12 protein-coding genes are annotated in these 13,240 nt (G+C 64.1%); 9 read left to right on the top strand and 3 right to left on the bottom strand.

The features are described from left to right. The first annotated feature begins 225 nt into the window (after positions 1-225). From Q1K49_RS11080 to Q1K49_RS11105, 6 genes are all read left to right on the top strand, one after another. On the top strand, positions 226-1,134 hold the full coding sequence (locus Q1K49_RS11080; protein ID WP_300525992.1) for a MurR/RpiR family transcriptional regulator: 909 nt from the start codon (positions 226-228) through the stop codon (positions 1,132-1,134). A gap of 332 nt (positions 1,135-1,466) precedes the next feature. Continuing rightward, on the top strand, positions 1,467-2,465 hold the full coding sequence (gene dctP, locus Q1K49_RS11085) for a TRAP transporter substrate-binding protein DctP (protein WP_300525993.1): 999 nt from the start codon (positions 1,467-1,469) through the stop codon (positions 2,463-2,465). Positions 2,466-2,550: 85 nt separating this feature from the next. Continuing rightward, positions 2,551-3,117 carry a TRAP transporter small permease gene (locus tag Q1K49_RS11090; protein WP_300525994.1) on the top strand — a complete coding sequence of 189 codons (567 nt, stop codon included), beginning with the start codon at positions 2,551-2,553 and terminating at the stop codon, positions 3,115-3,117. A 19-nt stretch (positions 3,118-3,136) separates the two neighbouring features. Then, a complete protein-coding gene (locus Q1K49_RS11095) occupies positions 3,137-4,435 on the top strand; it encodes a TRAP transporter large permease (protein WP_300525996.1) in 1,299 nt (432 codons plus the stop codon). Positions 4,436-4,604: 169 nt separating this feature from the next. Beyond that, positions 4,605-4,988: a Rid family detoxifying hydrolase gene (locus Q1K49_RS11100; protein ID WP_213694811.1), complete on the top strand. Its 384-nt coding sequence runs from the start codon at positions 4,605-4,607 to the stop codon at positions 4,986-4,988. 1 nt (position 4,989) lies between these two features. Next, on the top strand, positions 4,990-6,342 hold the full coding sequence (locus tag Q1K49_RS11105; protein WP_300525999.1) for an L-serine ammonia-lyase, iron-sulfur-dependent, subunit alpha: 1,353 nt from the start codon (positions 4,990-4,992) through the stop codon (positions 6,340-6,342). 235 nt (positions 6,343-6,577) lie between these two features. Here Q1K49_RS11105 and Q1K49_RS11110 read toward each other — a convergent pair whose 3' ends face one another. The 3 genes from Q1K49_RS11110 to Q1K49_RS11120 all read right to left on the bottom strand — a co-directional run bounded on the left by Q1K49_RS11110 (position 6,578) and on the right by Q1K49_RS11120 (position 10,225). Further along, complete coding sequence (locus Q1K49_RS11110) at positions 6,578-7,747, bottom strand: ArgE/DapE family deacylase (RefSeq protein ID WP_300526001.1); 1,170 nt, start codon at positions 7,745-7,747, stop codon at positions 6,578-6,580. 270 nt (positions 7,748-8,017) lie between these two features. Next, positions 8,018-8,608 carry a DJ-1/PfpI family protein gene (locus Q1K49_RS11115; protein WP_300526003.1) on the bottom strand — a complete coding sequence of 197 codons (591 nt, stop codon included), beginning with the start codon at positions 8,606-8,608 and terminating at the stop codon, positions 8,018-8,020. Positions 8,609-8,944: 336 nt separating this feature from the next. Further along, positions 8,945-10,225 (bottom strand): APC family permease, encoded by a 1,281-nt coding sequence (locus Q1K49_RS11120; protein WP_300526004.1) that lies wholly within the window; start codon positions 10,223-10,225, stop codon positions 8,945-8,947. 258 nt (positions 10,226-10,483) lie between these two features. On the opposite strand from Q1K49_RS11120, the gene Q1K49_RS11125 reads away from it, so the two are divergent. The 3 genes from Q1K49_RS11125 to Q1K49_RS11135 form a co-directional block, all read left to right on the top strand. Then, positions 10,484-11,377 (top strand): LysR family transcriptional regulator, encoded by an 894-nt coding sequence (locus Q1K49_RS11125; protein WP_300526005.1) that lies wholly within the window; start codon positions 10,484-10,486, stop codon positions 11,375-11,377. Positions 11,378-11,860: 483 nt separating this feature from the next. After that, positions 11,861-12,511 (top strand): response regulator transcription factor, encoded by a 651-nt coding sequence (locus tag Q1K49_RS11130; protein WP_300526006.1) that lies wholly within the window; start codon positions 11,861-11,863, stop codon positions 12,509-12,511. Beyond that, the coding region (locus Q1K49_RS11135) for a hypothetical protein (protein ID WP_300526007.1) at positions 12,508-13,240 on the top strand (733 nt) is incomplete at its 3' end. The genes Q1K49_RS11130 and Q1K49_RS11135, both read left to right, overlap by 4 nt.

Genomic DNA, 13,240 nt, shown 5'->3' on the forward strand with positions numbered 1-13,240 from the left:
GGGTTTTGGTCTAAACCCGCGGATTTTTCTTCTGGGAAACGCCGACGCCCCTGCCGTCTTATGATCGCGGCTGGGGCGTCGTCGTTGCGTGGTGTAGTCCGTGTGTGGCCCGTCGCGATTCATCCCGGCGGGTTGACAGAACAAGACGGTTGGGATACAAAGAGGGCACGGAGTGATGAAAAATTTTCTTCAGAAAAAATTTTTGAAGAAGAGGAGTCGTTACCGATGGCGAAGCACGTGCGAAGAGCGGAAGAGCATCCGAACGGTTCCGTGCTGGAGCGCATCAGGACGATGGGGGAGCGGCTGAGTCCCAAGCAGCGACAACTGGCCCGCTTTGTCGTGGAATCCGGTTCTGAGGCGGCGTTCATGAACTCCGTCGCTCTCGCCGCTGCGGCGGGGGTCAGTGACGCCACGGTGTCGCGGCTTGCCACGGCGCTCGGTTATACGGGGTTCGCCGAGTTCCAGGCGGGAATTCAGGCGTTGCTCCAGGAGGACATTTCCTCGCTCCGGAGGTTTCCCCTGGACAGGGAGAGTTCCGGGGACACGCTCTTCGCCAAGGTTTTCGCGCTGGAGGCGGGCATTCTCAACGAGACGCGGGACGCCGTCGATGCCGCCGCCTACGAGCGGGCGGTGGATCTGCTCTCCGGGGCGAAGAAGGTCCTTGTGGTGGGGTACGAGCCCAACGCCTGCGTCGCCTCCTACGCGGCGTTCTTTCTGGGTGTCCTGAGGGCGAACGTGCAGAGCGCCACCACGCTGGACGTGCGGGTCTTCAATGCCGTTCAGGACATCGGTCCCGATTCGGTAGCGTTGGTCTTCAGCTTTCCCAGGTATCCCCGGCGCATCCAGACCACGGTGGAATTTCTCAAGGCCAAGGGTGTGCCCGTCATCGGCATCACGGACAGCGTGCTCTCGCCTTTGGCCCCTCTCTCGGACGTGCTCTTTCCCGTGCCCATGAAGTTCATCACCTTCATCGACCCTCTGGCGGGAGCCATGGCCCTGGTTCATTCCCTGCTCATCGGGGTTTTTCTGAAGGACGCGGAACGTTCCCGGGGGCAGGTGCGGGCCTTCGAGGAGTTCGCCGGCAAGGACCGCTATTTCCTCAGGCAGGACGTGGACATTCTCGGTCTGCTCTAGCCCGGCCGGAAAAACGGTGGCAGCAGGGAATATGTTCCAAACGTCGGAGTTTTTGTGCGTTTCCGTGGTTGTGAAGGGCTCCGGTGCCTGTATCGGGTCCGATGCGGCGGTGTTCGGGGTGAACGGGAGGGGGTGAGGGATCGGAGGGAGAGCGGGTGTGTCGGCCCGAGGTGAAGGGGACGTGGCTGACCGGCGGCGTGTCCTCCTCCGGAGGGCGATCCGGTATCGGGGGGCGTGTCGCGGAGTGGAAACCGCGGTGGCGGTGGGTGGTTTTCGGGAGGGAGCGGAGGCGGTTTTTCGCTCCGGCAGAAGAAATGAGGTGACGTCATTTCATGAGAAAAATGGTATTCGGCATCCTCGTCGTTGCGTTGTCGGTTCTCTTCGCCGTTTCGGGATGGGCGGCGGAGACGGTCAAGATCCGCATGGCCGGTCAGAGCCCCATGGAACACCAGGCCACGAAACACCAGTTCGAGTTCAAGGAAGCCATCGAAAAGCAGTCCGGCGGCCGGTTCGAGATCAAGGTCTATCCGGCGAACCAGCTCGGCGACTACACCCAGGTGTACGAAGAGATCATGCGGGGAACGCTGGAAATGGCCCTCATCAACATTCCCAGCCAGTTCGACCAGCGCCTTGAACTGACCTACGTCCCCTATCTCGTCGAGAACTATGACCAGGTGAAGACTTTCTTCGCTCCCGACGGTTTCATCGTGAAGACCCTCGGCTCGATTCACGAGAAGCTCGGCGTGAAGCTCCTCGGCTTCAACATCGAAGGTCTCGGCGGTTTTGCCACCACGGTTCCCGTGGAGAACGCCGCAGATCCCAAGGCGAAGAAGAACGTCCTGCTCCGGGTGCCCCCCATGGACGTGTTCAAGCTCCACGCGGACGACCTGGGGTACACCACCATCTCCGTTCCCTACGCCGAACTCTACACGGCCCTGCAGACCGGCGTCGCCCAGGGATGGAGCGGCGGTCCTCCCGTTTTGACCTACCTCAGTTTCCGGGACGTGATCAAGGACTACTACCAGTACAACTCCCATCTTGAGAGCGAGTGCTGGCTCATCAACAAGAAGCTCTGGGACAGCTTCTCCCCGGAGGACCAGAAGATGTTCATGGATGTCATCGCCGAACTCCAGGCCAAGAGCACCGAGATCGCCCAGAAGGACGACACGGAGTACCTCGAGAAGATGCGCGAGGCGGGCATCGCCGTGAATACCTTCTCGAACGAGGAACTCGCCGCTCTCGCGGACTACACCCGGGAGACCACCTGGCCCCGCCTGCGGGACCGCCTGACTCCCGAGATCATGGACGAACTGGCGAAGCAGTACCAGTAGAACGCTGTACCGCCGGCGGACGGCCGGGGTTCCCGGTGGGACCCCGGACCGTCCCGGCATCGCGGAAAGAAAGGAGCGTTGTCCCTTGGCGAGCGACTGCACGCCCCGGCGACGGGGAAATCCCTTCGGAAACGGCATGCTGGGGCACGCTCTTCTGGGACTCCAGAAGGGCATCATGATTGTCTGCAGTATCGTCGTTGCCGTGGGAATCAGCATTGCGGCGGTTCTGCGCTATGTTTTCCGGACAGATCTCTACGGCAGCGAGGAGATCATCGTGATCTTCGCCTACTGGCTCTATTTCGCCGGAGGTGCCTTCGGTGCCTACGAGCGGAGTCACATCACCGCCGACGTGGTGTCGGTCTACGTGAAGAATCCCAGGCTCAAGGCGGCTCTCGCCTGCTTCTCCTCCCTGTGCACGTTCGGCCTCTCCACGCTCTTCGCCTGGTGGGGGTGGCACATGTTCGCCTGGGGGCTCGAAAAGGGGGGGGCCACGCCGGTGTGGCGCATTCCGCTGGTGATCCCCCAGAGCGCCATTTTTTTCGGCCTGGTGCTCATGTCCGTCTACTTTGCCGGCAACGTCCTGGAGGACGGAAAGGTCCTCGCTGCAGCCTGGCGGAAAGACCCGGAACATCTCCGGGGGGCGGGCGAATGATTCCGGAGGAGGATGCGGCATGATCATCGGCGCGCTCGTTCTGCTTTTCGTCACTCTCGTGGTGGGCATTCCTGTTCCCTTCGCCTTCCTCGCCTCCTCGGTGTACGTCATCGTTCTGGGAGGGTACGACCCGAGCTTCCTGCTTCCCTACGGGTACAGCAAGATGAGCACCATCGTGCTCCTCGCCATTCCGCTCTTCATCATGGCGGGGGGGATCATGGAGCGCGGCAACATCGGCGAGAAACTCATCGACGTGGTGGACCTCTTCGTGGGGCGGATCCGGGGCGGTCTCGGCGCCGTTGCGGTGGTGTCCTGCGCGGTCTTCGGCTCCATCACGGGAAGCTGCTGCGCCACCCTTTCCTGCATCGGTTCCATCATGTTTCCCCGCCTGGAGAAGGCGGGCTATTCCAAGGGGTACGCGGCGGCACTTCTCGCCAACGCCTCCGTGCTGGGTATCCTCATTCCGCCCAGCGCCATCATGATCCTCTATTCCTGGGTGGGAGGGCAGTCTGTGCTGGCCTGTTTCCTCGCCACGGTGATCCCCGGGGTGATCCTCACGGTGCTCTTCGCGGCGATCAACATGTGGATGCAGCGGAAGAATCCGGATCTCGTCCTGGCGGAACCCTTCGCGCCGGGAGAATTTTCGGCGCTCGTGCGCAAGCGCACCACCCGGGCGCTTCCGGCGCTCTTTCTTCCCGTGCTCGTCCTCGGGGGGATCTACGGTGGATTCATGACCCCCACCGAGGCGGCCGCCCTCGCCACGGTCTACGCGGTTCCCGTGGGGTTCTTCATCTACAAGGGGCTGAACGGGCGGGAGTTCCTGAAGGTCCTGGTGGAGTCCGCCACCACCACGGGGGTCATCATGGTCATGCTCTATTCCGTCATGATCCTGAGCCGTCTCTACATCATGGAAGATCTTCCGGGGGAGTTGCTGGCCCTGCTGCAATCCGTCACGAGCAGCAAGGTGGGGATTCTCCTCATGGTGAACGTCTTCATGGTCGTCATGGGCATGCTCATGGACGACGTGAGCGCGGTCATGCTCTGCACGCCCATTCTGCTTCCCGTGGTGACCGCCATCGGCGTCCATCCCATCCATTTCGCGGCCATCCTCGGCGTGAATCTCGGGATGGGGAACATCACGCCACCCACGGCGCCGGTGCTCTACCTCAGTGGACGTCTGAACGGCGCGGCGGTGAACGGCATGCTCTATCCCACACTGGTGCTGATCTGCTTCGGCTGGCTGCCGGTGCTGTTGCTCACCACCTTTTTTCCGGATCTCTCGCTTCTGCTCCCCAGAATGATCCTGGGCATCAGATAGGGAAGCTCTGAAGAAAAACCGTTCGCTTTCCTTTGACTCGGGTCGCATCAGGCTCCGCGAGACGCCCTGCGGGGCTGACGCAGCCTTATTTCAGAGATTTCATAGAACTGAAACTTCACTTTTCGCGCTCCGGTCGAGCGCGGCCATATTCGACGGAGGTGGATCGATCATGAGAAAGACAGTCGTCACGGACAAGGCCCCGGCAGCGGTGGGCGCCTACAGCCAGGGGACCTACGCGGGAGATTTCCTTTACCTGAGCGGGCAGATCGCGCTCGACCCGGCCACGGGCAAGATGGTGGGGGACGGCGATCCCGCTGCGGAAACGCACCAGGTCATGAAGAACATCCAGGGTGTTCTCGCCTCTCAGGGGCTTTCGTTCGACCACGTGGTGAAGGCCGTGATCTACGCGGCGAGCATGAAGGACTTCCCCGAGATCAACAAGGTCTATGCCTCCTATTTCTCCGGCAGCTTCCCCGCCCGCTGTTTCGTGGAGGTCTCCGGCATGGCCCTGAACGCGAAAGTGGAGATCGACATCGTTGCCTACAAAGGATGACATGAACGGAACGATGCTTTCGAGGGAGGCCCGGGAGCCCTTTCTCCGGATGTTGCGGAGGCACACCTTCGTCACCGTGGGATGTACCGACCCCGTTGCGGTGGGGCTTGCCGCCGCCGCCGCCTACCGTCTCACCGGCGGAAACGTGCGGCGCATCGTGGTGGAGATGGACCGCAACATCTATAAGGACGCCATCTCCGTGGGCATCCCCGGGACCATGGAAATCGGTCTCCCCCTGGCGGTGGCCCTGGCAGTTCTCCGGGGCGATCCCGACGAGGGGCTGCGCCTTCTCCGGGGGGTCACCGCGGACGACGTGGTCCGGGCGAAGGAGTGCGTGCAGGCCTGGCCCATGGAATTCCGTGCCGCCGGAGAGGAGCCTCCCATCTACGTGAAGGCCCTCGTGGAGACCGACCGGGGTGTGGGGGAGGCGGTCATTCGGGGCGGACACGACCGCATCGTGGAGACGGTGACGAACGGCGTGCGCACCGTCCTCGCCCAGGAAACGGCGGAGGACGACGGCGATCCGGATCTCCTCGACGTGGTCAGCGGCTGCAGCATGGAGGATCTTCTCCGCGCAGTGGAGTCCTTCGACATGGAGGAACTGGATTTCCTCGCCGAGGGAGTGGACATGAACCTCGCCGCGGCCAAAGCGGGGGAACGGGGTGGATGCGGTCCCTCTTCGTCCCCGATCGGGTTGGGGCTGGGGGCACAGTACGCGTTTCTTGCCCGGGAGAGCTTTCTTCGGGACGATCTCGTCAACCGGGTGAAGCGCAAGGTGGCCGCCGCCGCGGACGCCCGCATGGCAGGGTGCGACGTGCCCATTTTCGGCTGCTACGGCAGCGGCAATCACGGTATCACTCTCTTTCTCACCGTGGGGCTCGCGGCGCGCCATTACCAGGCATCCTGGGAGGCCACGAACCGGGCGCTCGCCCTCTCCCTGCTCATCGTGGGGGTCATCAAGAGCCGCACGGGCATACTCACGCCTCATTGCGGCTGTGCGGTGGCGGCGGGAACGGGCGCCGCGGGAGGAATCGCCTGGCTTCAGGGCGGACGTGCCCGGGAGATCGAGAACGCGGTGCATCTCATGATGGGCAATCTCACGGGCATGCTCTGCGACGGCGCCAAGTACGGCTGTGCTCTCAAAATGGCTACCTCGGCGGGCGCCGCCGTGGAGAGCGCCGCCATGGCGGCCCTGGGCGGAGCGTTTCTTCCCGAGAGGAACGGCATTGTGGGACGGAATTTTCAGCATTCCATGGACAACCTGCGCAAGATCACCGACGTGGGCATGCGCGACGTGGATCGGTCGGTGCTGGAGATCCTTCTCGATGGAGAACCCTCGGAAGGGACGCGCTGAGCTTTCCCCGAGGCGCGTCGGGAGGTTTTCCGCAAGGGCGGGTGTTGCCCCGCGCCGAACCCGCTTTTTCGGTGCGAGGGGCCCGGGGCTCCGGCAAAGGGACCGGAAGGAAAAAGGCCGGAGCACGGAAAGAAAAAAAGAGAGAGGGCCTTGAACGGAATTTCCGCTCAAAGCCCTCTCTCTTTACGTTTTGCTGCGGCTGTGGTGTCCGCCCTTGCGTTCGCGGGTCGTTTTCTCAGGAGCCGCAGAACGTCAGAATAGTCTCCGCAAGAACTCCCGCCGTGGCGACCACGGAGTCGAACTCCACGAACTCCTCCGCGCCGTGCAGGCCGTATCCCGTGGGGCCGAAGATGACCGTGGGAATGCCCGCCTCCGCCAGAAGGGCCGAGTCGAGCCAGCCGCTCATGCCGGAAAAGTCCGGAATGCGCCCGAGCACATGGGAGCAGGCGCCCCGGAGCGCTTCCACGATGGGAAGGGAAGGGTCCACCTCAAGGGGTGGCCGGGAGAAGAGCATCTCCAGGTTGGCCCGGAAGTTGTTGTCCCGGGAACGGATCTCCCGCAGGATCGTCTGGAGTTCCCGCTCCACCAGGGCACTGTTCTCGCCGGGAAGCGTCCGTCGCTCCAGCTCGATGCGGCAGAAATCCGGATAGGTGGAGAGCTCACGCCCTCCCCGAATGGTCGAGGCGTGCACCGACGGTGCGCCCAGAAGAGGATGCGTCCGTTCCTTGAGGCGTTCTTCCAGCGCTTCCAGTTCGGCGAGGAATTTTCCCGCCTTCACGATGGCGTCCACGCCCTCCAGGGGACGGCTGCCGTGGGCGGCGACTCCCGCCACGTCAACCCGTGCCCAGACGAACCCCTTGTGGGCCACACAGACCCCGAGGTCCGTGGGCTCGCAGACGATGCCCGCATCGGCCCGGACTGTCCGGAGCAGCACTTCCGTTCCGAGGCTCGCGTACTCCTCGTCGGCGACGAAGCCGAGGATCACGTCGCCTTTCGGTCGCAGTCCCGCGTCCACAAGGGCTTTGACCGCCGCCAGCTGGGCGGCCACGCCTCCCTTCATGTCCATGGTGCCCCGACCGTAGAGGCGCCCGTCCCGATAGTCTCCGAGAAAGGGCGGGATCGTCATGCCCTCGACGCCCACCGTGTCCGTGTGACCGTTCAGGAGGAGCGATCTGCCGCCTCCGGTTCCGCGGAGGATGCCCACGGCGTTGTAGCGGGAGGGAGCGATCTCTGTGACCTCCACCTCCAGTACCAGGGCGGTCATGCGTTCTCCGAGCCAGGCGGCGATATCCGCCTCGCCACGCCCTCCGGGGACCAGGGAGGGGTTTACCGAGTCGATGGCGACCATGGCACGCAACGTGTCGAAGAGGTTTCCCTTGTCGATGACAGGAGCGTTCGCGGACATCGGATCAAATCCTTTCCTTCTCGGAATGATGCGGGGCGAAAGAATGCCCCCGACAACGCCTCCTGTGCAGTATAGCGAATCGGTGCCCGTTCGGCATGCGCTCCCGAGAAAGGCGGAATACTCCGATTAGAGAAAAGATTCTTGTTGCCGATGAATCACACGTTTCCTTCGGTTTTTTGCGATTATTTTTCATTTTTTCTCAAGAAAAAGCGCACGATTCATGAAATTTTTCAAAATCCGTCGCTGATCCGGAGGCGTGGTACCGCCCTTTCAGCGTCGTTCCCGCCAGTCCCCGTATTCCATGTACACCCGGGTTCTGTCCGCCACTGTCTTTCCGCAGAGGCGTTCCACCAGGTACAGCGAGAGATCGATGCCCGCGGAGATTCCCTCGGAGGTGCAGATCCGTCCGTTGTCGGTAAAGCGAAGATCCTCCCGGATGATTGCTCGGGGAGCGACCTCGCGGAGCCTGGGAAGAACCTCGTGGTGCGTGGTGGCCTCCAGGCCGTCCAGAAGTCCCGCTGCGCCGAGGATGCACGCGCCGGAGCAGACCGAGAAGGTGAGTTCGCACCGCGCCGTAACATCACGTACCCAGGCGAGGACGTTTTCCTTGTGCATCTCTGCCTTCGATCCCGCGCCTCCCGGCACCACGAGCACATCCACGGGGGGGTGGTCGGAAATTCCGCAGTCCGCGAGGACCCGGAGTCCGTTCACGGCCCGGACGACCCGGGCGGTCTCGCCGATGGTGAGGACCTTGAAGAGGGTCCAGCCGCTCAATTCGCCCGTCACGGCGAACACCTCGAAGGGACCGGCGAAATCCAGCACTTCCATGTCGTCGAAAACATAGATTCCTACGGTGCGCATTTTTTTCCTCCCTCTCTTGCGTCGGGCGCCCTCTCCGGGACGCCCCTCCGGAATATTGCGGTGCCGTGCCCGAGGTGCTCGGCGGCGTGGAAAGGCAACGTCGTTCCCGTGCCCGTTTGCCCGGAGAACGAGGGTCTCGGCGGAAAGGCGAGAGCATCGGCCTGAAACGTCGTCTCCGTCCGCTTGCCTGGAGAACGAGGGGACTGCGATGGGCCTTCCGCATCGGAGAAGCTCCCTCTGCCGGGGATTTTCGTGTGCGTCCGCGCTTTTCTGGGGCGCGGCGTTCTTCTCCGGGGGCAGGGGCGGTGCGCGCAAGCACCGCCGGTTCGGACGGCTTCACCGGATCGCCTGTGCCCCGGCGGGTGTTTCCCGACGCCGTTCTGCGGCGACGGTGCCGAGGACGAGGAGCAGCACCACGAGAAGAACCCATTTGGGGGAGAAGGCGAAGATGGCGAAGAACGCTCCGGCGAGGAGCAGGGAGCAGACCTTCGCCGTCGGGGACGGGAGCAGTTTCGCCCCCGCGAGGACGGCGAGCCCGGCATTGCAGATCAGGAAGGCGTTGGCGACTTCCACCGCGCCTTCGAGGGAGAAGAGCCCCTGCTCCTGTACAAAGAGGACGATGCCGTGACAGGCCGCGAGAAAGAGCACCGCCGAAGCGGGAGCGCCCAGGGCGTTCTTTCGGGCGAAGAGGCGGGGCAGGTGCCCTTCCTCGCCCTGGGCGAGGAGCAGGCGCGCCACGCCTCCCACGAACATGATGTAGGTGCAGCCGCAGAGGAGAAGCGCCAGGATGCCCAAAAGCGGCGCGGCGGCGGTACCGAAGAGCGGCTCAAGGATGGCCGCCATGGTCAGGGGGGCTCCGGAATGCTGCGGGACCGCGAACTGAAGCGCTCCCACCGCCGTGCCGTAGATCACCGCCACCGCGAGGAAGGCGAGCGTCACCGCCCTCGGGACGGTGCGGCGGGGGGTTGCGATCTCCGGTGTGTAGTTGCCGAGGATCTCCCAGCCGATGATGGCCCAGAAGAGAAGGAGCAGCAACGATCCGAAGGACGACGGATCGGCGGCGGCCGCCGCGTCCAGCGTGCGTTCCAGGATCTGCGTGTCCGGAGCGGTGGCCAGGGCATAGGCGCCGCCGGCGACGAGGATTCCCGCGACGAAGGTGGACGCCCAGAAGGAAAGACTTCCCACGAAGGAGATGTTGCAGAGCAGAACGCCCGCGCACAGGGCGAGGAGAAGCGCCGAAATCATTCCCGGGGCTCCCGAAAGGCCCGGGAGGATCGGTGCGAGATAGCGCTCCGCCGTGCGGAGCACCGCCATCGGGCCGAAGCAGACGGCGATGGTGAGGAACCAGGCGCAGAGGTTTCGCAGGGGCATGCCGAAGGCCACCCGAACGGCTCCGACGAGGCCGTCGCTTCCGGGGTAGCGGATCGCCAGCGCTCCCGTGATCCAGGCGAAGAGCCCCATGAGAACCAGCGTGACCCCCCAGGCGAGAATCGCCGGATCTCCCACCCGCTCCAGCGCCAGCGGGGGGAGCAGGATGATTCCCGATCCGAGCACCGGGCCCACGAGAAGCCCGCTCAGTGACAGCGCGTTCAGGCGCCGTGAGGATGTTTCCTTCATGTCGGTCCACCTCCGAATAGTGTGCGCTTCCCTCTTCGGAAGCGTTGTCACTATACGGGATAGGGTTCGATTGGTAAAATTGAACATAATGATAAGAGCCATCGAAAAAACCGATGCATCGGCGGATGCCGTCGAGGGTGGAGCTCTTCGGGAGGAAACACTCTCCACTCCGGACAAAGGGCCTCCGGAATGTCTGTCGGGCGCCGGAGCGGGCGGGAATTTCCGGGAACGGGAGACAGAAAGGACGGGGAAGCAGTCATGGACACACGCTATGTCGCCACGTTTCGCAAGGTCGCCGCGCTGGGGGGATTCACCCGTGCGGCGGAACAGCTCGGGTACACCCAGTCCACCGTTTCCACCCAGATTCAGGCCCTGGAGGAAGAGGTCGGTTTGCCCCTCTTCGAGCGGTCCGGGCGCCGGGTGCTCCTCACCTCCGCGGGAAAACGTTTTCTGCGCTACGCCGAGGAAATGATGGCCCTGGAGGAACGCATCCGGAACATGGCCGGCGAGGAAGGAAAAATCCACGGAGAACTCGCCATCGCCGCAGGAGAATCCGTCACGGTGTACCGGTTGAACGGTGTTTTGGAGACCTACCGGCGAAGCTTTCCGGGGGTTTCCCTGAGCCTCCGCAACTCCCAGTGTCCCATCATGATCGACTGGCTTCGCCGGGGCGAGACGGATCTGGTGGTGCTTATCTCGCAGCCCGTGCGGCTGCCCGATCTGGAGGTGGTCACCCTCGTGGAGGAACCCATGCTCTTCGTCGCCGCCGCGGGAGCGGACGAGGACCTTCTGGAGCGCGCTCTGGCGGCACGGCGCCTCGATGCCTGCCTCATCGTCACTGAGCAGGGGTGCAGCTATCGCCTTTTCATGGAGCATTTCTTCCGCGAGCGGGGCATTCTGCCGGACAAACAGATGGAGTTCTGGAGCATGGAGGCCATCAAGCGCTGCGTCGAGAGCGGCCTTGGCATTTCCTTTCTTCCCCGCATGGCCGTTCGGGAGGAACTCGCCTCGGGACGCATGACGGCGCTCCGGTGCGATGCCGAGCTGGAGCGTTTCGTCACCCAGATCGCCTGGCGGCGCAACGGATGGATGTCTCCGGCGGCGAAGGAGTTCGCCCGCATCTGCATCGACACCGCCCGGGAATGGCAGTGACGCCGAGGCGGATGTTTTCGGAGGTGCGGGGAAACACGCTGTCCCGGCACCCCTGCACGCATGGACTCGCGTCCTTGATGACCGAGGCTCCGGGCCGCCTGCCACAACGTCCTTGTGTACATGGGCTCACTGAGAGCCGTGTTGCTTCTTCGCGCCGGGAGCAACACGATACCCCTGAGCGCCTGGGGCAGGCATCGGCGGAACTCACCGGCTCCGGTCCGGGAGACGGAACCCTTGTATGTCCGGGGCGGGAGTACCACCGGTCCCCGGGAAACCCGTTCATCGTCAAGGTGAAGCAGCGGCCGATCTCCATCACGGGCTCGAACGTCTCGGGAGGGACACGCCTCTCCAGCATACCGCGTCGGCCTCCGCCGCCGAACGGAGCCGTAGGGTTTGCGTCTCTTTCATGGAAAGCGTATGGAGCAGGGGGGCGGTTTGAATCACCGCCCGGGGAGAGCGAGGCTCTCGTCAAGGAGGAACGACATGGCTGTTTCGGTTCTGCTCGCGGATGATCATCCCCTCACTCGTTCCGGAATCGCCGCCTTTCTTCGGGAACAGGCTCCGGAACTGGAACTGGTCGGAGAGGCCGAGGACGGTGCCGAGGCGTGGCGCCTTCTCGTCGCCACCCGGCCCCAGATAGCGCTTCTGGACATTCGCATGCCCGGGGAGGACGGCATCGCCCTGGTCCGCAAGCTTCGCGCCGAGGGAGTTCCCACCCGGGCTATCATGCTCACCGCCTACAACGCCCAGGGGTACGTGCTCGCGGCGCTCGCCGCAGGGGCAAAGGGTTTCGTGGTCAAGTCATCGGCGGTGAAGGAGCTGCAGCGGGCCATCGACGTGGTGATGAGCGGCGGCATGTACCTCGACTCCCAGATCTCCCGCGTGGTGGGCGCGGAAGAGGTGCTGGTGGAGCCTCTCACGGAGCGGGAGCGGGAGGTGCTGCTCCTCGCCTCCCGGGGGCTCTCCATGAAAGAGACGGGAGCGGTGCTCCATATTGCGGAGCGCACCGTCCAGGCCCATCTCGGGTCCGCCTACGGCAAGCTCGGGGCGAAGAACAAGACCGAGGCGCTTCTGCTGGCGATCAAGCACGGTATGCTGCTTCTGGACGAGCTGCTGGAGGACGGGGAGCCGTGAGGCGGCACCTGCTCCTGATCCTTTCCTTCTGGGTGGCGCTGCCCATGTTCGTGGTCTTTGCCCTCTCGGGAATCGCCCTCATGCGGCAGAAGCAGGCCGTGGAGTCCCTCGCGGCGACCTACGCGGGGAATCTCGCGGAGAGCATCGCCGCCTCCTGGAAGGACAACCAGGCCGACCTGCAGAACGGCTCCGGAGGACGGGGGCATGCGGTCGGCCCCGGAACGGAATCGCCCCCGAGAGGCGAGCCGCCCCGCCCCCCCGCGATTTCCCCCGGCGGGGAGTCGCTCGTCCCGTCTCCGGAGTCGCATTCCTCCGCGCCCCTGCGCATGCGGGAGATGATGGAGCGGCGGCGGCAGGAGCGCCTTTTCATCGAGGGACCTCCCGTTCCCGGGTGGGTCGCCTTGGCGACGACCGAGGGGCGCTTTCTGCGGGGATCGCCCGGAGCCGCCGAGGCGTTTCCCGCCGTGGCGGAGCACCTCCGGTCGCTGCCGAAGGACCAGGTCGCCCCTTCTGCCCCCACCCGGATCCGAAGTGCATCGAGGGAGCGTTTCACCGTCGCGTTTGCGTCCCCGGAGGACGGGCGGTTCGTCATCGTGGTCGCCGTGTCGGTCCCTCGCATGCTCGGGCCTCTGGGGCACCAGGGAACGCTCTGGGCCGTGCTGGTGCTGGCCATGGCCGCGCTGGGGCTGGTGGCGGTGTGGTTTCAGTGGCGGTGGCTCGTGCTTCCTT

The sequence above is a fragment of the Aminiphilus sp. genome, from assembly GCF_029975095.1.
Classification (GTDB): Bacteria; Synergistota; Synergistia; order Synergistales; family Aminiphilaceae; genus Aminiphilus.

Excerpts from the sequence above, each read along its gene's own strand:
- Q1K49_RS11080 (WP_300525992.1), top strand. The coding sequence starts at position 226 with ATGGCGAAGCACGTGCGAAGAGCGGAAGAGCATCCGAACGGTTCCGTG.
- dctP (WP_300525993.1), top strand. The coding sequence starts at position 1,467 with ATGAGAAAAATGGTATTCGGCATCCTCGTCGTTGCGTTGTCGGTTCTC.
- Q1K49_RS11095 (WP_300525996.1), top strand. The coding sequence starts at position 3,137 with ATGATCATCGGCGCGCTCGTTCTGCTTTTCGTCACTCTCGTGGTGGGC.
- Q1K49_RS11100 (WP_213694811.1), top strand. The coding sequence starts at position 4,605 with ATGAGAAAGACAGTCGTCACGGACAAGGCCCCGGCAGCGGTGGGCGCC.
- Q1K49_RS11105 (WP_300525999.1), top strand. The coding sequence starts at position 4,990 with ATGAACGGAACGATGCTTTCGAGGGAGGCCCGGGAGCCCTTTCTCCGG.
- Q1K49_RS11110 (WP_300526001.1), bottom strand. The coding sequence starts at position 7,747 with ATGTCCGCGAACGCTCCTGTCATCGACAAGGGAAACCTCTTCGACACG.
- Q1K49_RS11115 (WP_300526003.1), bottom strand. The coding sequence starts at position 8,608 with ATGCGCACCGTAGGAATCTATGTTTTCGACGACATGGAAGTGCTGGAT.
- Q1K49_RS11120 (WP_300526004.1), bottom strand. The coding sequence starts at position 10,225 with ATGAAGGAAACATCCTCACGGCGCCTGAACGCGCTGTCACTGAGCGGG.
- Q1K49_RS11125 (WP_300526005.1), top strand. The coding sequence starts at position 10,484 with ATGGACACACGCTATGTCGCCACGTTTCGCAAGGTCGCCGCGCTGGGG.
- Q1K49_RS11130 (WP_300526006.1), top strand. The coding sequence starts at position 11,861 with ATGGCTGTTTCGGTTCTGCTCGCGGATGATCATCCCCTCACTCGTTCC.